The 25,481-nt window shown below is 70.3% G+C and carries 21 protein-coding genes and 1 pseudogene; 15 read left to right on the top strand and 7 right to left on the bottom strand.

Annotated elements, in window-relative coordinates:
- Positions 1-16 precede the first annotated feature (16 nt).
- Positions 17-367, bottom strand: a complete 351-nt coding sequence (locus tag RHODO2019_RS19200; RefSeq protein WP_265385162.1) for a hypothetical protein — start codon at positions 365-367, stop codon at positions 17-19.
- Positions 368-848: 481 nt separating this feature from the next.
- On the opposite strand from RHODO2019_RS19200, the gene RHODO2019_RS19195 reads away from it, so the two are divergent.
- From RHODO2019_RS19195 to RHODO2019_RS19185, 3 genes are all read left to right on the top strand, one after another.
- Positions 849-1,190: a hypothetical protein gene (locus tag RHODO2019_RS19195; protein WP_265385161.1), complete on the top strand. Its 342-nt coding sequence runs from the start codon at positions 849-851 to the stop codon at positions 1,188-1,190.
- A 118-nt stretch (positions 1,191-1,308) separates the two neighbouring features.
- The gene (locus RHODO2019_RS19190; protein WP_265385160.1) at positions 1,309-1,794 is read left to right on the top strand and encodes a M48 family metalloprotease; all 486 of its coding nucleotides are present in this window, start codon (positions 1,309-1,311) and stop codon (positions 1,792-1,794) included.
- A gap of 285 nt (positions 1,795-2,079) precedes the next feature.
- Complete coding sequence (locus RHODO2019_RS19185; protein WP_265385159.1) at positions 2,080-3,237, top strand: hypothetical protein; 1,158 nt, start codon at positions 2,080-2,082, stop codon at positions 3,235-3,237.
- A gap of 49 nt (positions 3,238-3,286) precedes the next feature.
- On the opposite strand, the gene RHODO2019_RS19180 is transcribed toward RHODO2019_RS19185, so the two are convergent.
- The gene (locus RHODO2019_RS19180) at positions 3,287-4,057 is read right to left on the bottom strand and encodes a YfbU family protein (RefSeq protein WP_265385158.1); all 771 of its coding nucleotides are present in this window, start codon (positions 4,055-4,057) and stop codon (positions 3,287-3,289) included.
- Between the two features lie 449 nt (positions 4,058-4,506).
- On the bottom strand, positions 4,507-5,568 hold the full coding sequence (locus RHODO2019_RS19175) for a PDDEXK nuclease domain-containing protein (RefSeq protein WP_265385157.1): 1,062 nt from the start codon (positions 5,566-5,568) through the stop codon (positions 4,507-4,509).
- A 247-nt stretch (positions 5,569-5,815) separates the two neighbouring features.
- Here RHODO2019_RS19175 and RHODO2019_RS19170 point away from each other — a divergent pair, with 247 nt between their 5' ends.
- Complete coding sequence (locus RHODO2019_RS19170; protein ID WP_265385156.1) at positions 5,816-6,601, top strand: GAF and ANTAR domain-containing protein; 786 nt, start codon at positions 5,816-5,818, stop codon at positions 6,599-6,601.
- A gap of 89 nt (positions 6,602-6,690) precedes the next feature.
- A complete protein-coding gene (locus RHODO2019_RS19165) occupies positions 6,691-7,017 on the top strand; it encodes a hypothetical protein (RefSeq protein WP_265385155.1) in 327 nt (108 codons plus the stop codon).
- Between the two features lie 99 nt (positions 7,018-7,116).
- Here the strand turns inward: RHODO2019_RS19165 and RHODO2019_RS19160 are convergent, their stop codons facing one another.
- Positions 7,117-7,278, bottom strand: coding sequence for a hypothetical protein (locus RHODO2019_RS19160; RefSeq protein WP_265385154.1), 162 nt, complete (start codon positions 7,276-7,278; stop codon positions 7,117-7,119).
- A gap of 204 nt (positions 7,279-7,482) precedes the next feature.
- On the opposite strand from RHODO2019_RS19160, the gene RHODO2019_RS19155 reads away from it, so the two are divergent.
- The 9 genes from RHODO2019_RS19155 to RHODO2019_RS19115 all read left to right on the top strand — a co-directional run bounded on the left by RHODO2019_RS19155 (position 7,483) and on the right by RHODO2019_RS19115 (position 13,642).
- Positions 7,483-8,223 carry a TetR/AcrR family transcriptional regulator gene (locus RHODO2019_RS19155; RefSeq protein ID WP_265385153.1) on the top strand — a complete coding sequence of 247 codons (741 nt, stop codon included), beginning with the start codon at positions 7,483-7,485 and terminating at the stop codon, positions 8,221-8,223.
- 415 nt (positions 8,224-8,638) lie between these two features.
- Positions 8,639-9,415 carry a mechanosensitive ion channel family protein gene (locus tag RHODO2019_RS19150; protein ID WP_265385152.1) on the top strand — a complete coding sequence of 259 codons (777 nt, stop codon included), beginning with the start codon at positions 8,639-8,641 and terminating at the stop codon, positions 9,413-9,415.
- Positions 9,416-9,524: 109 nt separating this feature from the next.
- Positions 9,525-10,385, top strand: a complete 861-nt coding sequence (locus RHODO2019_RS19145; protein ID WP_265385151.1) for a DUF2382 domain-containing protein — start codon at positions 9,525-9,527, stop codon at positions 10,383-10,385.
- Between the two features lie 181 nt (positions 10,386-10,566).
- Positions 10,567-10,770 (top strand): hypothetical protein, encoded by a 204-nt coding sequence (locus RHODO2019_RS19140; protein WP_265385150.1) that lies wholly within the window; start codon positions 10,567-10,569, stop codon positions 10,768-10,770.
- Positions 10,771-10,906: 136 nt separating this feature from the next.
- On the top strand, positions 10,907-11,470 hold the full coding sequence (locus tag RHODO2019_RS19135; protein ID WP_265385149.1) for a hypothetical protein: 564 nt from the start codon (positions 10,907-10,909) through the stop codon (positions 11,468-11,470).
- A 137-nt stretch (positions 11,471-11,607) separates the two neighbouring features.
- On the top strand, positions 11,608-12,000 hold the full coding sequence (locus RHODO2019_RS19130; RefSeq protein ID WP_265385148.1) for a YsnF/AvaK domain-containing protein: 393 nt from the start codon (positions 11,608-11,610) through the stop codon (positions 11,998-12,000).
- A gap of 52 nt (positions 12,001-12,052) precedes the next feature.
- Complete coding sequence (locus tag RHODO2019_RS19125; protein WP_265385147.1) at positions 12,053-12,307, top strand: hypothetical protein; 255 nt, start codon at positions 12,053-12,055, stop codon at positions 12,305-12,307.
- Positions 12,308-12,614: 307 nt separating this feature from the next.
- Entirely contained in the window at positions 12,615-13,085 is a 471-nt protein-coding gene (locus tag RHODO2019_RS19120) for a helix-turn-helix domain-containing protein (RefSeq protein ID WP_265385146.1), read from the top strand.
- 8 nt (positions 13,086-13,093) lie between these two features.
- Positions 13,094-13,642, top strand: a complete 549-nt coding sequence (locus RHODO2019_RS19115) for a PIN domain-containing protein (RefSeq protein ID WP_265385145.1) — start codon at positions 13,094-13,096, stop codon at positions 13,640-13,642.
- A gap of 30 nt (positions 13,643-13,672) precedes the next feature.
- Here the strand turns inward: RHODO2019_RS19115 and RHODO2019_RS19110 are convergent, their stop codons facing one another.
- A complete protein-coding gene (locus tag RHODO2019_RS19110; RefSeq protein WP_265385144.1) occupies positions 13,673-14,623 on the bottom strand; it encodes a recombinase family protein in 951 nt (316 codons plus the stop codon).
- Between the two features lie 554 nt (positions 14,624-15,177).
- On the opposite strand from RHODO2019_RS19110, the gene RHODO2019_RS19105 reads away from it, so the two are divergent.
- Positions 15,178-15,528 (top strand): hypothetical protein, encoded by a 351-nt coding sequence (locus RHODO2019_RS19105; RefSeq protein ID WP_265385143.1) that lies wholly within the window; start codon positions 15,178-15,180, stop codon positions 15,526-15,528.
- Positions 15,529-16,115: 587 nt separating this feature from the next.
- Here RHODO2019_RS19105 and RHODO2019_RS19100 read toward each other — a convergent pair.
- Positions 16,116-16,320 (bottom strand): annotated as a pseudogene (locus RHODO2019_RS19100) (IS256 family transposase); the annotation flags it as partial.
- 93 nt (positions 16,321-16,413) lie between these two features.
- Positions 16,414-22,983, bottom strand: coding sequence for a hypothetical protein (locus RHODO2019_RS19095; RefSeq protein ID WP_265385171.1), 6,570 nt, complete (start codon positions 22,981-22,983; stop codon positions 16,414-16,416).
- Positions 22,984-25,481: the final 2,498 nt, after the last annotated feature.

The following is a 25,481-nucleotide window of genomic DNA, read 5'->3' as shown; positions in this document are numbered from 1 at the left end:
CGGCAGACCCCCGCGATCACCGGGGCAGCTCCTGCCCAGGGAAGTGCCGACCCACCTCGGCGGTGAACGCATCCAGGCGGTCCAGGGCCGGCCCCAGGGCCGCCAGCACCGCCGCCGCGTTGCCCCGAACCTCCCCGGTGCCCAGGGCGAAGCGGGCGATGTCGTTGACGTTGCGCCCCACCTTCTCCAACCCCCGCCGCACCGCGAACACCTCCATCACCAGATGCCTCGCCGTCGCCGGGTCCAACACCGGCCCCTGGGCCGGGGTCAACGCCAGGTCGGCCAGCAGCGCCGGGACCGTGCGCCGGGCACCCTCCGCCCGCGCCGTCACCCACGCCAGCTCCTCATCGGTGAACCGCACCAACACCCGGTGGGAGCGGCCACCTTCAGCGCGCCGCCGCCGCAACCCCGCCCTGGTCACCATCACGGTCCCCCGTCTCGTTCGGCACTGCCCGGCCCCACCCTCGTGTCACCGCTCAGCCGGGGTGGTTCGTCCGTCGGCCTAGCGCAGCGTTCACACACAGTGTGACCCACCCCCAGGCCCCAGGCCAGGGCCACGCCGACGTTAGGAGGTCTGTTGTGACATCTTGCTCCGTGATATGATGCCCCCGGCGGCGCAGCATGGCGCACTAGGCCAGTGGTAAGTACGAGGGTGCTCGTCTTCGCACGACGACCTCCCCGCGCCGGTAGAGTCCGCACAGACGAGCCCGCATCAAGGGCGCCTACGGCGTCGCTGCGCAATGACCCTGCGGGCCACCCTGGACCCGGGCTCGTCTGCTCAGGATCGGCTTCATACGGGGAGGACGGCGGGCCACGGTTTGCCGTTCCACACACCAGCGGGGGACCACATGACCCAAACCGAACAGCCCACCACCGGCAAGGCTGCCGCTGCCGCCGCGGCGAAGACGATGCTTCAGGCGCGCATCGCACTCGTCACCACTCTCGGCGACGCCATCGACGCCCACCGCCGCGCCGGTGCCGCCGTCGCCACCGCCAAGGCTGCTCAGGAGATTGCCGCTGAGGCGGCTCGCGCTGCGCACGTCGACGCCCTCGCCGGGGGGTGGACCGCGGCCGAGCTACGCAACGCCGGGCTCGTCGTTCCCGCGGGGCCGCGGCGCAAGCGCGGAGCACCCGGTGACGCGGAAGCACCCACCGGGCCCCAGCACCACACCACCGACGACCACCAGTAGGACACATGGACGTCGGCCTCAGACCATGGGGTGAGGCGGTGCAGGCCGCCCGGGTCGAGGTCGGTCAGCCGACCCCCATACGGAACGTCACGTGGGAGAAGGGCTCGGCGAGCTGCGCGTGGTAACCCCCACCGACACCATCCACATCGGCACGGTGTTCGCCGCACACCACGACCCGACGTCGGCGGTCGCCCACGGTGTGCCGCTCCACGAGCTCGGGCATCGGCACCTCAACCACCACCACCGCGCCGACTCCCTACGCGCCGCGGTCGCGCCCTTCGTCGTTGCCGCCGTCGCTGTGGTGCTCGTTGGTACGTCGATGGCCCGGGACCACGGCACCGTCTTCCTCACCACCCTGGTGTGCGGGACGCTGCTGGCCGGCTCGACGATCCTGAGTCTTCTCCTCGGGCAGCTCCTCATCAGAGGCCACCACCGCCGGTACGAACACGCCACCGACGACTACGCCACCGACGTGGCCGCCACCGACTCCTTGGCGACGCTCGACACCTACACGACGCTGACCGGGTTCTCCGGCGCGGCCAGCTCCCACCCGACCCCCGCAGAGCGAAAGGCCCGACAGCGACAGCGATCGGGGCCCGACTAGCTGCCCTCGAGCAACGCGGCCAGGGCGTACGACGGGTCACCGGCTGAAACCGACGTGTCATCGCCGCCCCGACAAGGCCGCGTCACCGTCCCGGCTACCGATCGGTCGATGGGAGCGCGTCGATGGCGGCGGAACGACGCACCCAATGTCTGCGGTCAAACGATGTCGGTGCCGGTTACCGGCGCGCCTGGCAGCAGGGAACGGGTCCGACAGGGTCGAGTCGGCCACTTTGAGGGTCCTCCGGCGACCTCGGCGCCACATGCGCACGTCGCCTAGGATTCCGTCGTGAAGGACTCGGTGCACCACTGGTTGCCCGACCACCAGCTCGGTGTGGCCGCGACCCTGTCGCACGTGGATGAGCTGGTCGGCCAGGTCGCCGACGTGCTTTTCGCCTACCAGACGCGGCCCGATGGAACCTTTGAGCTCGAGGAGCAGCTCGCCTTCCCCAACACGCGGACCGTAGTGACGCATGTGGCCCCGATCCCGCGGAAGGTCCCGCTGCTCGTCGCCGATGCGCTAGTCGCGCTCCGAGCGGCGCTTGAGCACGCTCTGTTCGCGGAGGTCGAGTTCCGCGACGGAACCCTGGACGAGAAGGCCGCGCGCGTGGTCGAGATCCCGGCGTCCCGCAAGGCCGAGGACTTCGAGTCCTGGGCGAAGGGCCGCGTGAAGAACGGGCCCGCCTCGCTGCATCCCGGCAGCGACCTGGTGAAGCGAATTGAGGGGCTGCAGCCCTTTAACCGGAAGGACGCTGAGAACCACCCGTTGGCTCGCCTCGTCCTCCACACGAACCATGCGAAGCACCGGACTCCAGCGGTCACGGCGGTCCGTATCGCTGCCATGTACAAGGAGGACCAGATGCCGCGCTCGGTCCGCAGCCTCCCGCCGCGGCCCGAGGTGCCGCTGCGGGTGGGGGACGTAATCGCGGAGACCCCGTTCGGCACGCGTGTGCCGGTCGCGCTCTTTCCGACGATCGGCATCAACCGGCCCGGCACGGACACGTGGCCGGTGCTCATGCAGGAGCTCGAGGAGATCTCCCATTGGGTCCGCACCCAGGCAGTGCCGCGCCTCGTCACTGGCTTGGAGCCGCCCAGGCCCGAACTGCCGACGCGCTACGACATTGCTGTCGGGCACGTCGACGAGCGCCGCGCGATCTCGGCGGGGTCGACCATGTCGGCATCCGACCGGCACAAGCAGCGCCTGGGCGCGGCGTCGGTCCGGATCGACATCGTCGACACGCTCGGCCAGATGGACGGCTCCCTGAGTGCCGAGCAGATCGCGGCGTGGCTGGACCACCTGACCGACGAGGAGGTGCTCGAGCGGATGTCTCGGCTGAAGCCAACCCATACCTACAAACCCGACATCGTTCTGCGCAATCTCGAGATTCTGGAGGGCATGCGCGACGAGGCCGTGGCGTTTGGAGCGGACGAGGCAGCTGGCGACTGAGCGGCGGAGCAGGCTGCGGCCTTGCGACCCCAGGCACCCCTCCACTCGGTCAGCTCTTCGAGGTCCGGTGGGAGGGGTGGACCCGCGCATCTGCGATCCGCTCCAGCTCCCCGAGCGACAAGAGATAGTCGAGGCGGCTAACTCCCCGCTCGCGGCCATCCATGATGCGGCGGAACTCGGAGAGCATCCGCAGGTAGGTGTCGAGCATGGGCATGTGCGAGTTGCCGCCGTCGTTTCGCTCGAGGTGGGGCTGCAGTTCGGTCCAGCGCTCGCCGTCGCGCATCAGGAATCCGACGTAGCCCGCCATGTGCCCCTCGAGCGCGTCGTTGTGGTCGAAGCCCCGAAACTCAAGCTGGTGGGCCAGCTTCTCGGCGACGGGCGTCCCCTCGCTCTCCAGGTGGCTGATGCTGTAGGTAGTGATGCGGAACATCTGCAGGATGTCCAATACCCGGCTGCAGTCGCGCTTGGACAACTCCGTCCTGAAGCCCGCGGTCTCGTACCAGTACTCGCCTGCGTAGCCTTCCTCGAGGATTTTCGCCCGCATCAGTTGGTACTCCAGGTCTCCGTCGACGTCGTTGGTCTCCTCCGGCAGCACACGGCCCAGGATTCGGTGCAGCAGAGAGAGCACCTGTCGGTCGACGATCCGCATGGTCTCGGCCGGGGGCTCGTCGCCGTGCTCCACCTCGCGTTCGAAGACGGGCACGAGTGCCTCCATGAGCAAATCGCGGACGTACTCGCTGGTTGTCACGCCGTGGCCGTCGGCCAGCTCCTTCAGCTGGTCGCGTACCCGGTCGTCGACTCGGATGTTCAGGACTGCCATGGCGACTTCCTTCCGTGGTGGCGTATGACGGAAAGCGTAACCCTGTCACACGGATCCCGTTGACACCAGGATCGAAGCCGCAAAGCCTGCCCCCTAGGAGGCCGGACCGATGCTCTGTAGGTCCGACTTCGTGGGCCGGGTATGCCGCGGGTCGGGAGCTGGGCCGCGGCAACCGTCGCAGTGAAGGAATCCGAACCGGGACCGCGGCAGCTCAGAGGGTCATGAGTGACCCCGGTCCCCGTAAGCCCTGTCCGCAGGGTTGACCGGTGACGGGGCGTCGTGCGGTGTTGCCCGGGATGTCTCACTTCCAGGGAACTGAGACACACCGAGGGAGGCGCCCCCACGACCCTCCCTCGCAGGCCGGCCCCTCGCACAAGTCGGCCTGGAGGTGGGCCCGGTGAGGGTGGCGGCGACGTCGAGTTGCGCAACGGGCGTCGCGCGCTCGTGTCCTAGCTGGACGCGGGGGGTTCGTCGCGGGCGTGGCGGACGACGTCGGTGAGATCCTCCACCGACGGCAGAGCAGCCCGAACCTCATCGGGTAGGGCCGCGGTCGTCCGGTACGTGCTGACAGCGAGCGGGGTGTCGAACCCGCGCAGGGCGTACTCGACGACGACGTCGTTGCGGGTCGCGGCCAGCAGGATCCCGATGGTGGGGCCGTCGTCGTGCTCCGGGCGGCGCATCAGGTCGTCGACGACGTTGACGTAGAAGCTCAGCTGCCCCAGATGGGCGGGTGCCGCTGCTCCGACCTTGAGCTCGAAGACGATGTAGCGGCGTAGCCCGAGGTGGAAGAACAGCAGGTCGGCGAAGAAGTCCTCCCCGTCGACGGTGAGCCGGTACTGCCGGCCCACGAACGCGAACCCCTCCCCGAGTTCGGCCAGGAAGTGCGTCAACCTAGCCACCAGAGCGTCCTCGAGGTGCCGCTCGGTGAACCCAGGCTCCAACGCGAGGAAGTCCAAGTTGTAGGGGTCCTGCACGATCTCGGTGACCAGGCCCGACTCCGCACCCAGGGTGGCCGAGAAGTTCGTCACCACCTCCCCCGACCGCCGGTGCAAACCAGTGGTGATGTGGTGGGTCAGCACCGCCCGCGACCACCCGTATGACGCCGCCCGGGAGGCGTAGAAGTCCCGCTCCCCCGGGTCGTCGAGCTTGTCCAGCAGCACCGTGACGTGACCCCACGGCAGTTGCGCAACAGCCTGTTGCGCAACTGGCCCTTCGACCGCACCGGCGAAGGTCTGCATGTAGACGAGGTTGCGGGGGGAGAACCCGCGCATGCCGGGGAACTCCGACCGCAGGTCCGCCGCCAGCCGCTCGACGACCTTGGTGCCCCACCCCTGCTCGGCCCTCCGCTGCCGGATCAGGGTGCCGATCCGCCAGTACAGGACGACAAGCTCGGTGTTCACCACCCGGGCCGCCTGCACCCGGGCCGCCTGCACCTCGCCCTTCACCAGCTCCAGCAGCTCGCCATACCCGACAGGCACCCGCCCGACCTCGGGCACCACAGGCTCGGTCACCACCTCATCCTCCCTTGCCACCCCCACCACCCTGGTCGGCGCCGTGTGCGCAACAGGCTGTTGCGCAACCACCCGTACCGGTCAGTGCTCGGGGCAGACCAGCTCGGGGCAGTGGCCCAGCCGGCGGCGACCAGCCGGTCCGTGGCGTCTGCAGCGAGGTGCGCGTTGGGCGGCCCCCTTGCCCGGCGGTACTCACCCCGACAACACCGGTGGCGCACGTACGACGTACGGCTTATCTTCTCGATCCATGGACCCCAGCCCCCTGGTTCACCCCAGCTCTGCTGCGCCCGCACCCGTGCAGAGCGGCACCATCCACGACGCGGTCAGCAAGAACCCCCACGAGGTCGCCGACATCGTCGCGAACCTCGCGTGGACCCCGCACGACGAGGACGAGCTCGTGGAGTACCTCGACCGGTGCGCAGGCCTGGCCACCCGCACCATCGGCGGGGCCGACCACGCCGGGATCACCGGGCACACCGACACCGGTGCCCCGGTCACCATCGCCCACACCGACAAGCGCACCCTGGTCATCGACCAGTCGCAGTACGCCGCCGGGGACGGACCGTGCCTGCACGCCATGCGCAGCGGCGACCTCGTCCGCGTCGACGTCGCCACAAGCCGAGCCCGGTGGCCCCAGTTCACCGCCGACTCCGAACACGCCGGGGTCCGCTCGTTCCTCGCCGCCCCCCTCGGCACCGGGAGCACCGCCCTCGGGGCGCTGAACCTCTACAGCGACAGCCCCGACGGGTTCGGCCCCGACGACGACCCTCTGCTGCTGCTCCTCGTCGAGCACGCCACCCGCGCCATCACCGACTATCGCCTGCTCACCGCCGCCGCGACTCACACCAGGCAGCTGCAGGAAGCCATGGCCACCCGGGCCCCCATCGAGCAGGCCAAAGGCATCCTCATGGCCCTCCACCACTGCGACAGCGACACCGCCTTCACCATGCTGCGCACCGAGTCCCAGAACACCAACACCAAGCTGAACACCGTCGCCCGAGCCTTCATCACCGCCCACACCGGACAGGCCTAACCCCAAAGACCCCCCCGGTGGGTGAACCACGACCGGCTGGGGCCCGTTCGAGTTGCACGCCCGCCCCTGAGGTGGCGACGATGGCTGCCGTGTCCACCGGTCCCCTCCGCCCCAACGGCGACACCACCAGCGACCTCACCGCCTCAGCGGCCGTCCTTCGTGCCGGGCTGGCCATGTCCGGGCTTGACCTGCAAACCCTGTGGGTCGACTACACCGCCCTGGGCGGCACCATGAGCCCCGCCGAGCTCACCGAAGTCCTCCGCGGGGAACGCACGGTGTCCGACTACGAGCACGACGTCCTCGCCCAGGCCCTCAACGACGACTTCACCGGCCGCGGCCACAACCACCCCGTGCCCTACTCCGAGGACCTCGACAACCCAGGGCCCCACCCCGCCCACGGCACCCAACACCGGTAGCGGAGCCGGACCAGGCTCCCTAGCTGTGTTCCGCGCTCAGGGGCCTGGATGAGCTCGGGCCGGACTCAGGGCTGGGTCGGACTCAGGGCTGGGTCGGACTCAGGGCTGGGTCGGACTCACCGCTGCACCGGGCACCGTGACCTCACCGGCGGGTCCCGGCCGGGTCGTCGTGGGCCGGTGGAGGCGGGACTCCACCCGGTCCATCAGCAGGAGCCCGGTCATGCCCAGGATGGGGAACAGGACACCGCTGAGCACCAACACTCGGGAAGGGTGACACACCGTCGCGCGGGGGGCGGATCGGTGTGAGGTGTCCCGGTGCCCCCCGCTGCGGTTGGCCACCGCCCGGTAGCAGGGGTATGCACGCTGCAGGAGCAAGCGAGCCCCACCCGCCGCCACCCCCGCCACGAGCACCCGGCAGGTCCGCACGCTGCGGGTGATCGACATCGAACCCATCAGGAGGACGCGATGAGCATCGACCCGGACAGTCCGCAGGGCCGGGGTGGGGCTGCGGCGACGACCGCCGCAGCGCAGCCCGGGGTGGGGCGGGGTCAGCTGGACCGGCGTCGCGTCCTGGGTGCGGCGGTGGAGCTGATCGATGAGCAGGGCCTGCGGGCGTTGACGATGCGCGCTCTCGGTCAGCGTCTGGGGGTGGAGGCGATGTCGCTGTACCACTACGTGCCGAGTCGGGAAAACCTGCTGGACGGGATCGTGGAGAGCGTCGTCGACGAGCTCTACGGGGACCCCGACGTGCACATGGATGCCCCCGACGGGTGGCAGGCCTACATCCAGCGCCTGGCCCACGGGGTGCGGCGCATCGCCCTGGCCCACCCGGAGGTGTTCCCCCTGGTCTGCACCCGGCCCTCGGCCGCACCGTGGGTGAAGCCGCCGCTGCGGTCGTTGCGGTGGATGGAGTCGTTCCTGACCGTGCTCAGCGACTGCGGCTTCGACGACGGCGAGTCCGTCGCCGCCTACCGGGCGTTCTCCAGCTTCCTGCTCGGCCACCTCCTGCTCGAGGTCAGCGCCCACGGGGTGGACATCGGACCGGTGGGGGAGCCCGACCCCGGCACCGCCGACCGGGCTGACCTCCACGGCTACCCCCACCTGCAACGTCTGGAGCCCGAGCTCGCCCAGGACCACACCGCCGACGAGTTCGAGGAATCCTTGGAAAATCTTCTGACCCGCCTTGAACGCGTTGTGCGCGTGTAGATCCACACCAGAATTGGTTGACCTTCAGGCCCCTGGGACCGCCGAGAACCGGCACCGGGGGCCTGCTTCGTTGTGCACCACCAACCCGCGGTGTGGTTCAGTCTTGCCTCGTAAGGATCTTGAGGTGGTGCGTCCAAACAGAGCGCGCGCCACGGACGTCGGCCCCGGTTCTGTTCACCTGTGACGGACCCCCGCCGTGGCTCCCGCGACCACCCGGACACCGTCGCAAACGCTGACAACCGACCTGGGCTTCCCGACCCCCAGAGGCCTCGAGCAGCACCCCAGCTCCGCCGGAACGGTCACCGTCCCCGGCAGAACGACACTGCCCGCAGCCAGCGGTGGGCGTCCAACGGCGGGCACCCCCACCTCGAAGGTCCACCTCCCATCCCAGACCCACACGAAGGAGAAAACTCTGATGCGCAACGCATTGGACAACGGGCTGAGCACGATCGCCCAGTTCGTTCCCAAGCTCGTCCTGTTCCTGGTCATCCTGGTCGTCGGCATCCTCATCGCGAAGGCCATCGGCAAGGCCCTGTCGGCGATCCTGGAGCGGGTCGGCTTCGACAAGGCCGTCGAGCGGGGCGGGGTCAAGAAGGCCCTGGCCAACAGCAAGTACGACGCCTCCGACGTCGTCGCCAAGATCATCTACTACGCGTTGCTGCTGTTCGTCCTGCAGCTCGCCTTCGGCGTCTTCCCGGCCAACCCCATCACCCAGCTGCTCGCGAGCATCATCGCGTTCCTGCCCAAGCTCATCGTCGCGATCATCATCATCGTGGTGGCCTCCGCGATCGCCGCCGCCGTCCGTGAGCTGATCGCCAACACCCTCGGTGGCCTCTCCTACGGCAAGACCCTGGGCACCATCGCCGGGGTGTTCATCCTCGGCTTCGGCATCATCGCCGCCCTCAACCAGATCAACGTGGCCACCACCGTCACCACCCCGATCCTCATCACGGTCCTGGCCACGATCGGCGGGATCCTCGTCGTCGGTGTCGGTGGTGGGCTGATCAAGCCCATGGCGTCGCGGTGGGAGGGCTACCTGAGCAAGGCCGAGTCCGAGGCTCCCCGCATCAAGGAGCACGCCGCCAACGCCCCCTCGGTGACCGAGCAGGCCCAGAAGGCCCGCAACCAGGCCCAGGACCGGTACGCCGACGACACCCCGACCGAGACGTTCCCCGGCGCCCACCGCAACTGAGGACCCCCGCCGGTCGCAGGACCGGACCCTGACAGCAGGCGACCCCACCGGAGCCCCGCCCGCACAGCACCGCACACCCACCGTGTCACCTCACGAAGGAGACAGATCCATGATCAGCGTCAACGAGATCGACACCATCGCCGCTGGCCACGTCTACGACACCGCTGGCGACAAGGTCGGCTCCGTCGGCCAGGTCTACCTCGACAACGAGTCCGGTGAGCCCGAGTGGGTCACCGTCAAGACCGGCCTGTTCGGCGGCAAGGCCTCCTTCGTCCCGCTGGCCAGGGCCACCGTGCAGGGCGGGGACGTCCACGTCCCCTTCGACAAGGACAAGATCAAGGACGCCCCCCGCGTCGACGCCGACGGTGAGCTGTCCCCCGCCGAGGAGGACGAGCTCTACACCTACTACGGGATGTCGGGCGGCCGCGACCAGGCCACCGACACCGGCAGCGGCCACACCGACCCGAACAGCCACGGCATGGTCGACGCCCAGGCCGACGCCACCGCAGGTCCTGTCGGCGGCACCGACACCCGCACCGACCGCACAGACACCCAGGGCCACGACACGTCGGGCCCGAACACCGACCAGGCCATGACCCGGTCGGAGGAGCAGCTCAACGTCGGCACCCGCACCGAGGAGGCTGGGCGGGCGCGGCTGCGCAAGCACGTCGTGACCGAGCAGCAGACCGTCACCGTCCCGGTGTCCCACGAGGAGGTCACCATCGAGCGGGAGCCCATCACCGAGGCCACCCGCGGTGACGCCCTGAACGGGGCGGACATCACCGAGGAGCAGCACGAGGTCACCCTGCACGCCGAGCGGCCCGTCGTGGAGAAGGAGACCGTCCCGGTCGAGCGCATCAAGGTCGGGACCGAGACCGTCACCGGGCAGGAGACCGTCACCGACTCCGTCCGCAAGGAGCAGGTCGAGCTCGACGACCACACCACCGGTCACCGCGACAGCCAGCGCTGACCCCCTCGTGGCCCACGCGGCCGCACAACGCCGGCGTGCTCGGCCCCCCTCGCACCGCGCCATCACCGTGAGGTCGACCCTGCCGCCGCCGAGCCCCCCGAACACACCCCCCTACCCACCCGGGCAGGCGGACCCCAGCTCGCGCGTCGCCGTGCGAGCTGAACATCGAAGGGACCACACCGTGAACATCCCCAAGGACAAGGTCATCGAGCTCATCCGCTCCAAGGTCGGCGGCGAGAAGGCCGACCAGGCCCAGAACGAGCTGCCCGACACCGTCGACACCGACAACGACGAGCACAAGAACCTGCTCGAGAAGCTCGGGGTCAACCCCGCCGACCTCCTCGGCGGCGCCGGTGGCGGCATCGGCTCCAAGCTCGGCCTCTGACCCACCCGCTCCACCACACGCACGGGCAGGTGCGGGGGCCGACCAGGCACCCCGCACCTGCCCGTCGGCCCCACCTCCGACCTCCGACGTCCACGGCCCACCCCCAGGACCCCACCCCTGCTCGGAAGGAACCGCCATGTCCCCCCGCAACACCCTGATCCGCTCGATGCACGACCTCGGTGCCGCCGCCTGGTTCGGGGGCTCCCTCATGGGTGCACTCGGAGTCAACGGGGCCGCCGCGGCCGTGGCCGACCCCACCGACCGGGCCAAGGTCGCCGCCGCCGGCTGGGCGAAGTGGGCCCCGGTCAACGCCGCGGCCATCGGCGCACACCTGCTCGGCGGCACCGGCCTCCTGCTGGCGAACCGGGGCCGGGCCGCCCACCAGGCCGGGGTCCGCGCCAACACCGTCACCAAGCTGGTCGTCACCGGGCTCGCCCTGGGCACCACCGCCTACAGCGGCATCCTCGGCGCGAAGACCGCGCAGGGCGACGGCCACCACGTCACCGGCGCGACCGAGCCCTCCGCGACCACCCCACCCGACGTGGCCGCCGCGCAGAAGCAGCTGAAGGTCCTGCAGTGGGTGACCCCCGTGCTCACCGCAGCGATCGTCGTCCTCGGCGCCCAGCAGGGTGAGCAGCAGCGCCCCACCCAGATCGTCCGTGGCCTGACCACCACCCTCGGTCGTCGGACCGGGCGGTGAGCAACCCCGACCACTCCCCCGCACCAGACCCCGCCACCCCCGCCCACGGATGCCCCGCCCTGGACCTCCCAGCAGCACCCGACCTCCCCACGAGGCAGGACGACGACGTTCAGCGGTCGGGCAGCTCGGACGAGGTCGTGCTGACCCGGTCGGAGGAGCAGCTGCGGGTGGGCACCGAGACGGTCGTGACCGGTCGGGCCCGGCTGCGCAAGGTCGTGGTCACCGAGCAGCGCACCATCACCGTCACCCTGCGGCACGAGGAGTACGTCCTCGACCGCGAGGCCGTCCACGATGGCGTGCCCGTGGACCCAACGCAGGACCCGTTCCCCCCGCTGGGGTCCCCGGACGGCACCCACGTCGACGCCGGCACCGAGATCGTCCTGCACGCCGAGCGCCCGGTGATCACCACCGAGATCGTCCCCGTCGAACATATCCGGCTCGCCGTCCGCACCGTGAGCACCGAGCAGCCCGTCACCGGGCCCCTGCGCGACGAGGTCGTCGAGTACTACGCCCCCAACACCACCCCCTGACTGCTCTGCACCCACCCACCAGGAACGCCCTCTACCTAGGGAGCACCACACGATGGCCGAACGCGGATGCGCCGACGTCGCCGAAGCCCTGTTCAGCGAGTTCGGGGACAAGCTGAGCCTGCCCACGATCGCGGCCGTCGTCGTGCAACACCGGCTACGGCTACACGGTGTCACCCGCATCGTGGACCCCGTCGAGCTCGAGGAGGTGTCGCGTCAGTCCTTGCACCAGCTCGTCAACACCCCCACACCCGCCAGCGCCCCCACACCCGCCAGCACCCTGACGCACCCTGCCCCGCCCGTCCACTGAGCCATGTTCTTCGTTGAGCGCTTCACGATGGTCGTGGAGTGAGCGCCCCACGCGGCCACCATGAACCCCACCACCCCGTCGGTTCCGGTCCTGCTGTGGGTAGCAGTCTGTAGCGCTCTCACCAGCCCCGTCAGTGCCCACGGCAGACCAGCTCCGGGGCGATGCTCCACCCCGCGGCCAACAGGGTTCCTCCTCGCGACTCGCACCCGGGATCTCTGTAGCGCAGGCACGTTGGTGCCACTGACTCTGTGGGCGGCATCCACCCCCACCCTGTTGCGTTTCTTTCGTCTTGTGCCATTCTCGGGGTATGAGCATCGCCGAGCTCGAACCACGCACCACCTTGCCGCCACAGGACCACACCCAGGTTGAGGCGCTGCTCGCCCAGCTGCAGGAGGGGTCCACGACCGCAGTGCTGGAGGCACCCAGTGGGCACCGGGTCGCGCTGCCGGCGGAGATCTACACGGTCCTGCTCGACGTCACCAAGGCCATGGCCGAAGGACGCGCCATCACCATCGCACCCCACGAGCAGGTGCTGTCCACCCAGCAGGCGGCGGACCTGCTCGGGATCAGCCGCCCCACCCTGGTAGCCATCCTCGAGCGAGGGGAGGTCCCCTACACCCAGCCGGGACGTCACCGCCGTGTGCGCCTGACCGATGTCCTGGACTACCAGCAACGCCAGCGACACACCCGCCGCGCGGTCCTGGACAACCTGACCCGAGAAGCCGACGAGCTCGGGATCAGCGACACACCCGCCCCCCAGCGACGGGTCCGGGGCTGAGCCCCGGCGTGCGCTACACCGCGCTGCTCGACGCCAACGTCCTCGTCCCGTACACCCTCACCGACATGCTGCTGCGCCTGGCCGAGGCCGGGCTCTACCGGCCGCTGTGGTCACCCAGCATCCTCGCCGAGACCAAGCGCACCCTCATCCACCTGCACCCCGCAATCGCGGCCGACGCGTTGCACGACCGCGTCGCCGCGATGGACCGGTTCTTCCCCGACGCCACGGTCACCGGGTGGGACGAGATCGTCAGCAGCCTCACCCTGCCCGACCCCGACGACCGCCACGTCCTGGCCGCCGCAATCGTCGGCGGCGCCGACGCCATCGTGACCGCGAACCTGCGCGACTTCCCCGAGCAGACCCTGGCCCGGTTCAACCTCGTCGCCACCCACCCCGACGACTTTCTCCTCGACCAGTTCGACCTCGAACCACTGCTCGCCGAGCAGGTCCTGCTCGACATCGTCGAAGCCCGACACAACCCGGCTGTCACCCGCGCCGACGTCCTCGACCAGCTCCACCGAGCGGGAACCCCTCGCTTCGCCGCCCACGCACGCTGACACCACACCGGACGATCTCGCCGTGGGGGGTCAGTGCTCGGGACACACCAGCTCAAGGGCAGTGCTCCACCCGGCGGCCACCAGCCAACGGCGGGCCGGGTAGGCCACCGACCCCGGTGTGCTGTCCTCGGCGAGAACCCCGGTCACGATCGGGCCGTCCCCGCACCGGGTGCACTCAACGTCCACCACCTGGCCTCTCGGGTGACACGACCGGCAGTGCCGGGCTTCGACCACCGCACCCGGGGTGGTGGGGTCCGGGTGCAGCCACCGCACCGCGAGATCGGCGCGCAGCTGTGCAGCCTCCGCCCGGGTGCTCGGCTCGAGCCCACACGACGGACACGCCCGCGACGACCGCCCCGCGCCGGCAGCAACGGGCGGCACCGCAACCACTGGCGTCGGTGCGGCCGCCGCCGCCGGCGTCATGGCGGGTTGGGTCTTGAGGTGGCGGTAGAGGGTGGTGCGGCTGACCCCGAGGACGTCGGCGACCTCGGTCAGCGGGGTACCGGCGGTGACCATCCGCTGGGCCTGCTTCGTCTTCGCCGCGGTCATCACCGTGGGCCGGCCCCCAACCCGGCCCCGACGGCGCGCGGCGGCGAGCCCGGCCATGGTGCGTTCCCGGATGAGGTCACGCTCGAACTCCGCGAGCGAGCCGAAGATGTGGAACACCAACCGGCCCCCCGGGGTGGTGGTGTCGATGGCCTCCTGCAGCGACCGGAACCCGATCCCCCGCTCCGCCAGACCCCGGACGGTCTCGATCAGGTGCGGCAACGACCGACCCAGGCGGTCCAGCCGCCACACCACCAGGGTGTCCCCCGGGCGCAGCGCGTCCATCACCGACCCGAACTCGGGCCGGTCGGTCAGCGACCCCGACGCGGTGTCGGTCCACGACCGGAAGCACCCCGCGGCGCTCAGAGCGTCGTGCTGCAACGCAGCGTCCTGCTCGAGGGTCGAGACCCTCGCGTACCCCAACAGCTCACCCACGAGGACACACAGTTCCACAACTCAACGCCGGACGGATCTACGACACAGGGGTTTCGGGCACCAGTTCTGCACCCATCCCTCCCCACCCCGCCGCGAGCACCGTTTCGGGTGGGGCGTAGGCCAGAACCAGCCCTGAGCGGCGTAGCCGCCGCGGGCCACCGGGTCGGCGACACGAGGGGTGCCGTTGGGGCTCGCGGGGTGTTTCACAACCGCTCGTCTGTGGCACTGCTTGCTCGCGCGTCCCGCCGGCTAGCACCGAGTGCTGGCGGCGACACCAGTCTCGACAGCGGGTTCGGGCGTCGCGCCATCCGCTCGGAGCGCACGGGAGCCCTCACCGCGTTCCGCAACCCAGCGAAAGTGCACCAGCCCGGCCCGACTGTCGGGTTCTCCAGTTCGGCCCCGGACTCAGGCAATGCGCGTCGGTGGACAGCGGCGGCGCCCAGCTGGCAGCTCCGCCCGGGTTCGCCGCCTTGGTCGCTCGCACGCGGAGGACACTGCAGCCGTGAAACCTGGCGAGCGGCTGTTGACCGTGCTGGTGACGTTGGCCGTCACCGATGACGCCGACGCTGACGGCCGCGGTCGGGGCCGCGGCCGCCGACAGCACCGCCCTCACCGTGGTCCACACCACCGAGGTCGAGGGCCACCTCCCCCTCCCCGGCACCACCGTCCTGCGCAGCCGCGAACAACGACCATGGTTGGTTCACTCCATCATTGCTGGCACCGCGATCCTCACCGACCTCGCCGGTGGGGTCATCCAGGTCGCCCTGACCTCGCTGCACCCCGACCAGGTCGACTCCCCCACCGACCCCACCGCGGCAGACCCCAACCCCACCGACACCTCCGGACCCGTCACCCAGGGGCACGGCATCGCACGTCATGACGCATCCGGCCCCGACCTCGGGTAAACCGTGACTGCCCCAGCAACACGTGGTCACCGGTCACCACGACCACCCTTGTCGTGACCTGGGTCACAGCGCAGAACTGTTGTCACGGAGCCCCGACAGGCCACGGCTGGACCGGAAGCGAAGGTCCCTCCCCCCGGCCGAGGTTCCCAGCACGAGCAGTCCGGCACCCACGCCTTGCGCGCCTGGCCAGACCGCCGCCGTGGGCCTGCGCGACGGGAAGACAGAACCCCGCACGACGCCGAGGTCACCCACAAGATGCCCACCTGCACGCTTGATCACCCAGCTGCTCGTGCTCGAGGACCCCGGAAGCCAATACCTCCGGGGTCCTCGCGCATCCGGACCAGACCACGCCGCGGTCCCCACCCGGTCGCGAGCGGCACGTCTGATGGGGGTCAGCCCGCAGGCGCCCCAGCCGCTGCCAGGCCCCGTCGGGCCTGCGCGGTGTTCACAACCGGCCGTGAGCGGCGCATCTACGGCGAGCTGCACTGACGAGGACGCCCCGGGGTGCCTCCCGCGAAGGTCTCCAGCCGTTGCGGGCCCGCCCTGTTCCGCTTGATGGTCGATACCTGACCCGGTGGCACCCGGCTCTTCTCCTGCCCCAAGTGCTCAGTCACCTCATCGTTCGGCGCCGTCTCGAGCACGCTCAGGGTGAGCTCCTTCCGCAACCCCGTCCGGGCCGGTCATGGACAGACCTCGCTCCTTGGCCGGCCGCACCAGCTCCACCGCAGCCCGCGCTTCTGCCGACTGATCGCCTGCGTTCTTCCTCGCCACATCGTTGCGTGTCCTGGTCATCTCACGGCACCTTGCCGCCGGCCCTACGGGCCCGCGCGTCAGGCAAGAGAGACCGTTCCTACAACGGTCCCCCGGCCGGGGCGGAGGTCGGGTTCACCGCGGTCTTCCCGGCTTCGCTCTTGGCTGTGCTTGCCCCGGCGATGCTGACATGGGGAGCGCGCTGGCCGGCGGGGTCAGGCTGGCGCCGAGGTTGTTCCAGCCGGCCAGCGTGGTCTGCAGGTTGTCGATCTGGGTCGGGTCACCGCTGGCCAGTGCGGCGTTGACGGCCGCGATGAGGGCGCTCGCCGTCAACGGGTAGTCGATGAGCACGCTAGTGGTGTTGAGCAACGCCGAGATCGCCTGTCGCAGGAGCGCGTTGATGCCGCCGCCGCCGGTGCCGATCGCCTCGAGGAGGGTCTCTGAGGCCTGTGGCGCCGGAAGCGGGCCGAAGATGGTCGACACGAGCTGGGTGGTGGAGAAGATCGGGGTGCCGGCGGCGGTCGGCCAGGCGGTGGGGTGGTTCTTCCAGTAGCCCGGGCTGAGGCCCTGCGCAGCCGCCAGGCCGTAGTAGCCGGCGATGTCACTGGCGTCGGCGATCTGGCCGGTCGTGGGCTCGACGACGGTGACCCGGGCGGTGTTGACGTACGAGCCGGCGCCGACGGTCCCGGTGGCCCGGAACAGCCAGGTCTCACCGACATCGAGCAGGCCGTTGTGGTTGGTGTCACCGACGTTGTGCACGGCGTCGGCGCCGAGCACCGGCGTCGGGGTGAAGTCGTCACCCGGGCTGGCCGGGGTGCCGTTGTCGTCCACCAGGGCGGTGATGGTGACGGGGGCGTTTCCGGTGTTGGTGACGGTGTAGGTCCAGACGATCTGCTGGCCGATCAGCAGCTCCTTCGCCGGCTGCGTGTTCGCGTCCTCGACGGTGGTCGGGTGCAGCGGGTCGAGGGCGTTGATCGCCTTGACGATCGTCACTGCCGGGGTGACCTGGTGGACAGCACCCAGGTGGTCGCTGACGTCGGAGGCCGTCGCGGCCGTGCCGAGGTGTGGTTCGACCGCGGTCACGGTGGCCGAGGACGTGAACTGGCCGGCCACGACGGTGTAGGTCGCGACACCGGCGGAGGTGTACATCCACACCTCGCCGGGGTCGAGCAGACCGTTGCTGTTGGTGTCGCCGACGTTGTGCACGGCGTCGGCGCCGAGCACCGGCGTCGGGGTGAAGGACCTGCTGTCGGTGATGCCGGTGATGAGGACCGCCGTGGTTCCGGGGTTCGTGACCCGGTACGTCCAGGTCACGGGGGTGCCGGCGGCCAGGACGAGCTGGTTGGTGGTGTTGTCGCCCTCTTCGAGCACGGTCGGGTGCAGCGGATCGACGGCGTTGGTGGCCTTCTTGATCTGGACCGCGACCGTGACGCCCCGGTAGCAGGCGAGGTCCTGCCCCCGCTGCCCGACCCCGCTCACGGTCGCCATGACCGACACCGTGTTGCAGTACACGCCGGGCAGAGCCGGGCCGACCGGCGAGGTGTACAGCCAGACCTCGCCGTTGTCGATGCTGCCGTTGCTGTTGGTGTCGCCGCTGACGTAGGTCGGGTGGAAGTCGTCGGCGGTCGTGCCCGGCGTCCCGTTGTCGTCGGTGATGACGATCGACGAGCCCGGGACCACGAGCCCGGTCGGGGCGCTGACCAGGTAGGTGAACACCACCGGCGCGCCGACGCTCACGTAGTACGGGGTGGCCGGGTTGTTCGCGTCCTCGGCCGGCGTCGGTGAGGTCGGGTTGGCAGCGTTGACGGCCTTCTGGACCTCGATCGCGGCGACCACGCCGGTGTAGTAGGTCGGATCGGTCGAGCCGACGGGTGTCTGGGAGGCGGGCACCGGCGTCGCGGTGACCGACGACGTGTCGGGGTGCAGCCCGCTACCGGCGGTGAGCGCCGTCACCCCGGTCGACGTGAACAGCCAGGTCTCGCCCGGGTCGAGGAGGTTGTTGGTGTTGGTGTCGCCGACGTTGAACCCGCCGGCGCCGAGCACCGGCTTCGGGGTGAACCCGTTGGTGACGTCACTGACCGAGACCGACGTGAGGGACACGAGTCCGTCGTTGACGACGAGGTAGGTGTAGATGACGGCCGTACCGGTGGTGAGGTAGGCACCGGGTGGGGTGTTCGCGTCCTCGGAGGTCGTGGGCGTGCTCGGGTTCAGCGCGTTCACCGCCGTGTGCAGCGTTACGTGCGCCCCGGCGCCGGTGGGGGTGGTGCCGTCGTAGGAGGCGGGGTTACTCGCCATGTACGAGTGGCCGTCCGCGGTGACGGCCGAGACGGTGCCGATGTTGCTGTACCACCCGGACTGCGCCGCGGTCGAGATGCCCGAGACACCGGCTGAGGTGTAGAGCCAGACCTCGCCGGCCCCGAGCAGCCCGTCGTGGTTGGTGTCCCCGACGTTGTACTGCTGGCCGAGGTAGGTGGTGAGCACCGGCAGCGGGTGCCAGTCATCGGCCGGGTTGCCCGGCGTCCCGTTGTCGTCGGTGAGCTGGCCGACGGTCAGCGGGGTCGTCGACGTCGTCGACACCCGGTAGGTGAACACGACCGGCGACCCGGCGGCGAGGTGCGGGGCGGTCGCGGTGGTGTCGGCCTGCTCGGTGACGGTCGGGTGCAGCGGGTCGACCGCGTTGATGTCCTTGCCGATCTGGAGCAGCGGCAGGGTGCCGGTCCAGCTGGTTGGGTCGGCGGAGCCGACGAGCACGCTGGTCGCGGCGTCGTAGCCCTGCACGGTGACCGTGTCCAGGTGGCCGCCGGCGGTGACGGTCTGGGGTGCGCCGCTAACGCCGACGGCGGTGTAGAGCCAGGTCTCGCCCGGGTCGAGCAGACCGTTGCCGTTGGTGTCCCCCGAGACGTAGACGGGGGTGACGTCGTCGGCGGTGGTCGGTGTCCCGTTGTCGTCGACGATCGAGGTGATCTTCAGGGCGACCAGGCCCGGGTTGGTGACCAGGTAGGTCAGCCGCAGCGCCGCCGAGACGGCCAGCACGGCCCCGGGCGGGACCTCGGCGTCCTCGGCCGCGGTCGGGTGCAGGGGGTCGGCGGCGTTGACCGCACCCTTGACCACGATGACGTCGCCGGGGTTGCAGGGGCAGCCGGCGCCGAGGTCGACCAGGCCGCGGTAGTCGATCTGCACGCCGGGCACGTTGCCGGGCTGGGGGTCGCGCGGGGCGCCGTGCTGGGAGTGCCAGAACGAGTCCTGCGGGGTGGACAGGGCCAGCTCGTCGAGCGGGCTGTTCGGCACGAAGGTCGGGTCCTCGCCGCCGGCATCGGCGAGGGCGCGGATGAAGGCGCGGACCGCCGGGCTGAAGGTGCGGTTGACGACCGGCGACCCGAAGGGGCTGAACGGAACGACGAAGCTGTTGAACTCGCCGGTCCAGTCGAACATCCGGGCTCGGCCGCTGTCGGCGATCAGCACGTCGCGTCCGGCGCCGCCGTAGGCGAACGTCGGGTCCGACCAGGTCGCGGCCTCCGGCGTCCTGTTGTGCTCGCCGTCGGTCTCGAGGTTCTGCGACGACTGGAGCAGGTCGTCGCCGAAGCCGCCGAACAGCCAGTTGGTGTCGGTGCCGCCGACGAGCCAGTCGTTGCCATTGTCGCCGTAGATGATGTCGCAGCCGTCGTTGCTCTTGATGGCGTTGCCGGCGGCGTCATGGACCGGCATCCCGTTGGGGTCGAGCAGGTACGGGGTGAAGTTGAGGAAGAAGTCGACCTTCTGCCCGCTGGCGCACGTGCCGGTCAGCCCGATGTCCTTCTGGCCGCTGGTGCAGTCGTAGATCTTCGACCACGGGTCGGCCGCGTTGTAGTCGGCGAACTTCGTGGTGCTCGGGTTGTAGAGCAGCGGGTTGGTTGGGTCGATGCCCCACTGGGCCAGGATGGAGGCCTGGGCGATGTCGCTGTAGTAGAACGGCAGCGCCTCGGCCCCGGAGATGGCGTCGTCGCCGCCGCCGCCGTGGATCCAGTCGTTGCCCAGGCCGCCGTAGATGATGTCGGCGTAGCTCGCCGCACCCGCAACCGTCGGGTCGGCGGTGTAGCCGAGCAGGCGCGCCTCGTTGTACAGGTCGCCGGCCTGGAAGGTCGTCGCCTGGGTGTAGGGGCCGGGGATGGCCTGCAGCACGTTGGTCGCGTTGGGCGTGGTGAGGTCCCACAGGGGTTCGGTGAGCCCGTTGCGGCTGGTCTTGTAGTAGCCGTCGTCGCCGAGGATGGCGTCGTCCCCGGCGCCGCCGTAGATGCGGTCGTTGCCGGTGCCGCCGATGATCGTGTCGTTCTGGCCGTCGCCGAACAGCACGTCCGAGCCGGTCTCGCCGAGGATGACGTCGTCGCCGCCCTCCCCGTGGATCAGGTCGGCCCCGCCGATGTCGGACGCGCCCTGGATGCCCACCGTGTAGTCGAGGTAGCTGTAGGACCGGGGGATGATCGAGGCGATGGGGCTGTAGTTGTCGTAGTTGAAGCGCAGGAAGGCCAGGGCCTGCTTCTGTTGGCCGTTAGCGTCGACGAGCGGGCTGCCGTTGGCCCCGACGAGCTGGTAGATGTCGCCGTTGTCGCCCATGATGACGTCGGCGTCGGCGGCGTGGCCCTGCGCGGAGAGGTCGCCCGGGTTGTTGATGCCGGTGCGGGTGCCGGCGCCGCCGTAGATGGTGTCGGAGCCGTCCGGGCGCTGGTCGCGGGTGATCAGGCCGAACATGTTCGAGCTGCCGCCGACGAGGTCGTCCTGGCCCAGGTTGCCGTAGAGCACGTCGTTGCCGCCGTTGCCCTCGATGTAGTCGGCGCCGTCGGTGCCGGGGCCGGCGTAGTTCTCCACCGACTGGCGTGGGTCGGTGACGGTGTCCCGGGTCTGGACGTCGATGCTCACCTGACCGGTGTCGGTGATGACCGAGCCGTCGCCCTGGATCCAGTCGTTGCCGAGCTGGCCGAACAGCACGTCGTTGCCGGCGCCACCGGCGATGTTCGAGTCGGAGTACGTCCCGGCCGGCGGGGTGAAGCTCTGGTCGAACAGGGTGATGTAGCGGACGGACACGCCGTTCGGGTCGGCCTGGTAGCCGTAGCTGTCGGCCCGGCAGGTCAGCTGGGTCAGTCCGGTGCCGTCAACCCAGGCGCACGGCACGGTCGTGCCGTCGACGTTGCTGCCGGCGATGTTGCTCGCGCCGCTGGCCGTGTTGAGGATGCTGGTGCCGGTGAGGACGCGGAAGCGGGCGCTGACCGTGCTGCCGGTCCGCAGGATGTTCGCGTTGTCGCCGGCGATGACGTCGTTGCCGGCGCCGCCGTCGAGGTAGTCGCCGTAGGTGCACGACGCCGCGACGCAAGCGCTGTGCGGGCCGTCGGAGCCGCCGGTGTTGTCGAAGACGTCGCCGTAGGCCACGTGGCCACCGCTGTAGTCGACGCCGGCGTTGTCGCCGCCCGCGCCGCCGGAGTTCGCGATCCCGGCCAGGGCCAGGCCGGTGTTGCCGCCGATGATGTCGTCGTCGCCGGCGCCGCCGCTGATCCGGTCCGAGCCGGCGCCGCCGATGAGGATGTCGTCGCCGGCGCCACCAGTGATCAGGTCGTTGCCCCAGTTCGAGCTGGCCTGGGTGAACAGCGACGTCCAGGTGAAGGTGTGGTCGTTGAGCGGCACGTTCAACGGCAGCAGGCTCGCGTCGATCCGGCAGCCCGGGTCGGTGACGCCGGCCGCCGGGGCGGTGCCGATCTGGACGCAGCTGACCGAGCCGAAGTCACCGAAGATCAGGTCGTTTCCCTCGCTGCCGGCCAGGGTGTCCCCGCCGCCGCCACCGAAGATGATGTCGTTGCCCAGGTTGCCGTCGATGGTGTCGCTGACACCGTTCTGCGGGACGACGGTGGCCATCGACTCCAGCAGCCCGGTGGTCAGGATGGCCTGGGGGCGCAGGTCCTGCGCGATGAAGGTGGCCGAGTTCGGGTCGCCGTCGAGCAGCCACTGCCGGACGGTCTGCACGTCCTGCACGACCTGGCCGTGGTCGCCGAAGATGACGTCCTGGTTGTCGGTGTTGTTCGGTGCCGTGCTGGGCGCCGAACCGGGGCCCTCGCCCTGGATCATGTCGTGGCCGGCGAACAGGGTGTCGGCGTTGGGCAGCCCGCTGGAGTTGACGGTGACGACGGTGACGACGCGGGTCAGCACGTCGACGTTGATCCCGGAGTCGCCGTAGATGAGGTCCTGGCCGCGCTGGCCGTAGATCGTGTCGTTGCCCGACCCGCCGGCGAGCACGTCCCCGGTCTGGCTGCCGATGATCGTGTCGGCCCCGCCGCCGCCGTAGACCGTGACGCCGATCGTGGGCAGCTGGGAGCTGGTCAGGGCGGCGTCCAGGGCCGAGGCGTCGATGACGTCGTTGCCCGAGTACTGGAAGGGCTGGGCCAGCGGGAAGACGAAGTTCGGGTCGTTGCCGACCGGCTCGATGGTCGGCTTGGGGCCGAAGACGTGGCCGGCCTGCTCGTTCGGGTCGCCGGAGTACCAGATGCCGTCCTGCGAGGTGTCGCCGTAGATCACCAGCGGCGACTGCGGGCCGGGCGAGCCGAGGCCCTGCCCCGGTCCGGCCAGCACGGTGATGTGGTCCCCGCCGATGCGGATGTAGCCGGTGGCCGCCGACAGCGCGTCGTACACCGACACCGTGCCGGTGATCGTGCCCGCGGGCAACGCCGCCCCGGACAGCGTCATGACCGAGCCGTTGAGGCCGGTGATGGTGAAGCCGCCGAGGGCGTACCCGGGCACGGTCACCTCCTGGCCCACCGCGAAGCCGTCGCTCGCCCAGTCGAGCCCGTCGGCGCGGGTCAGGGTGTGCGACCCGACGGTGAACGAGCCGAGGACCTCCAGCAGCGCGTTGCCGCCGCCCTGCACCAGGGTCATCCCGCCGTGCAGGGCCGCGATACCGGTCGGCAGCTTGTCGTCGACGGCCTGGTCCGGCCCCGGGTTCATCGTGCTGGCGATGGTCAGGGTGTCGTTGCCCTGGCCGAGCAGGATGTTCAGCACCTCGATGGTCGTCTTCGAGGCGCTGGTCACGACGTTGCCGTTGGCGTCGACGGTGATGGTGGCGTAGCTGATACCACCGGGGAACGAGTTGGGCTCCCCGAAGGCCGTGGTGCCCGGGAACGTCACCGACGGGCCCATGCCGAAGCCGGACAGGCCGGTCGAGGTCAGGGTGCCGGTCTGGTTCTGCCGGCTGCCGTCGTCGTAGACGTTCAGCACGTCGACCTGGCGGGCCTCGGAGGGCTGCTGGCCGATGCCGAACGGCGGCGTGTTGATCTCGGCCGGCCGCAGCACCGCCGGGTTGAGCGAGTTGTGCTCGCCACCGGTGCCGCCGTCGACCTGGAGCGGACCGCGGATCGCCGAGAGCAGGTGGGGCTGCTTCGGGAAGGTCAGCAGGTTCGCCCGGCCCGGCGGCAGGACGAAACCGGCGTCGGCCGACACGGTGACGGCGACCGGGACCCACCAGTTGCTCTGGTCGAACGTGACGACCGGGGCGAACTCGGTGAGCGACAGGGTGCCGCCGACGATCGCCGGGATCGCGGTGGCGGTGGCGGTGAAGCTCATCTGCGACAGGCCGGCACCGAAGATCGACTGGATCTTGTACAGCTGGCCGTTGATCTGGACGAGCTGGCCCTCGAGGAAGCCGTTGTCGAGCCAGCTCCCGCCGTCGGTGCGGGTCAGCACCCCGGCGCTGAGGGTGACCGGCCCGGTGAACAGCCCGGCCGGCGTCACCTTGCTCAAGGTCAGGCCGCTGAACATGCCGGCGGGCAACGCGTTCGCGACGGTCAGCGTGGTCGCGGTGACGCCGGTGATGACGCAGGCCGTCGCCGCGGTGCTGCAGACCGATCCGCCGCCGATGAGCAGCAGCTGGCCGGCGGCGAACCCGTCGGAGAGGAAGCTGCCGAGCTCACTGCCGGTGGCCAGCGTGATCGTGTGACCCGACATCGTCACGTTGCCGGTGAACAGGGGCAGCGACGCGAGCCGGCCGACCGGGGCCAGGCAGACCTTGCCGAGGATCGAGGCCGCGGTGCTGCCGCAGGTCGGGTCGGTCGCGACGGTGGTCTGGCCGTCGCCGACGACGCCGACGCTGACGGGTGCGGTCGGGGCCGAGGTGAGCCGGACCGTGTAGGTGTCGCTCACGCCGGGCACAGCCGGCGGGCCGGCCTGCGGCACGCTGACCAGCGTCGACCCGCCGCTCTGGGCGACGTACACACCGGGCGTGTTGTCGTCGATGACCAGGACGTCCAGGTTCGACGTCACCCCGTAGTACGAGGTGTCGGCGGTCTGCGCGGTGACGACCGCGAAGACCAGCGTCGTGTAGTGCGGGTCGGTGCGGCGGAAGTCGTCGACCCCGGCCACCGTGATCAGCAGCGGGGTGTTCCAGCTGCCGGCAGTGAAGGTGACGAGGTAGGTCTGCACGCCGCCGACCACGGCGCCCAGGCTGAACCGCGAGTCCGCACTGGACAGCCGGACCTTGGCGTCGGCCGGGGTGATCTGGACGCTCACCTGGCCCGACGGCGGGCTGGGCAGCGTCAGCGCGACGGTGTCGGTGAGCTGGGTGGTCGCCGTGCCCTTGATGACCGTCGTGGTGGTGTCCGGGTTGCCTGCCGCGTCGAGCTGGCGGACGTCGAGGCCCGGCGTCAGGTTGTCGTGCACCGTGACCTCGACGTTGCGCACGAAGGCCCCGTCGAAGGTGGGGTCGGCGCTGAGCACGCTCTGGCTGACCGCGACGGTGATGGTGCCCTGCGGCAGGGTGTCGTTGGCGGCCGCGACCCACACCGACTGCGGCACATTCCAGTTGGTCGCGTCGAAGTGCAGCACCAGCGCCCGGTTCGGCAGCGAGACGAGGCTGCCGTCCAGGGACACGGTGCGGAAGTAGGCGCCGTCGCCGGTGCACTGGGCCTGGGTGCCGGTGCAGACCAGCATCGTGTCGGCGGTGCGCCCGCCGGGGCCCGGACGCTGGTCCAGCGGGGACATCGCAGCGCTGACCGTGATCCACACGTCCGACGTGGGGGCCGAGGCGAGGCGCACGGTGTAGCTGTCGCTGGACCCGACGCGGCCGGTGGCGGTGCGGCGCACGTCGGTCAGGCCACCGGTCTCGCTGATGATGACCGCGCCCTGGGTGGGTCGCGCGACCGAGACGTTGATCCCCGGCGCGACGATGTTGTTGTAGTTCTGGTCGGCCGAGG

The organism is Rhodococcus antarcticus (assembly GCF_026153295.1).
Lineage (GTDB): Bacteria > Actinomycetota > Actinomycetes > Mycobacteriales > Mycobacteriaceae > Rhodococcus_D > Rhodococcus_D antarcticus.
The sequence above is the reverse complement of the archived record's forward strand: the minus strand, read 5'-3'. Positions and strand labels throughout refer to the sequence as shown.

Coding starts and splice junctions, on each gene's coding strand:
- RHODO2019_RS19195 (WP_265385161.1), top strand. CDS start 849: ATGACCCAAACCGAACAGCCCACCACCGGCAAGGCTGCCGCTGCCGCC.
- RHODO2019_RS19180 (WP_265385158.1), bottom strand. CDS start 4,057: ATGGCAGTCCTGAACATCCGAGTCGACGACCGGGTACGCGACCAGCTG.
- RHODO2019_RS19170 (WP_265385156.1), top strand. CDS start 5,816: ATGGACCCCAGCCCCCTGGTTCACCCCAGCTCTGCTGCGCCCGCACCC.
- RHODO2019_RS19155 (WP_265385153.1), top strand. CDS start 7,483: ATGAGCATCGACCCGGACAGTCCGCAGGGCCGGGGTGGGGCTGCGGCG.
- RHODO2019_RS19150 (WP_265385152.1), top strand. CDS start 8,639: ATGCGCAACGCATTGGACAACGGGCTGAGCACGATCGCCCAGTTCGTT.
- RHODO2019_RS19145 (WP_265385151.1), top strand. CDS start 9,525: ATGATCAGCGTCAACGAGATCGACACCATCGCCGCTGGCCACGTCTAC.
- RHODO2019_RS19135 (WP_265385149.1), top strand. CDS start 10,907: ATGTCCCCCCGCAACACCCTGATCCGCTCGATGCACGACCTCGGTGCC.
- RHODO2019_RS19125 (WP_265385147.1), top strand. CDS start 12,053: ATGGCCGAACGCGGATGCGCCGACGTCGCCGAAGCCCTGTTCAGCGAG.
- RHODO2019_RS19120 (WP_265385146.1), top strand. CDS start 12,615: ATGAGCATCGCCGAGCTCGAACCACGCACCACCTTGCCGCCACAGGAC.
- RHODO2019_RS19105 (WP_265385143.1), top strand. CDS start 15,178: ATGACGCCGACGCTGACGGCCGCGGTCGGGGCCGCGGCCGCCGACAGC.
- RHODO2019_RS19095 (WP_265385171.1), bottom strand. CDS start 22,983: ATGACGCTGTCCGGGGCGGCGTTGCCCGCGGGCACGATCACCGGCACG.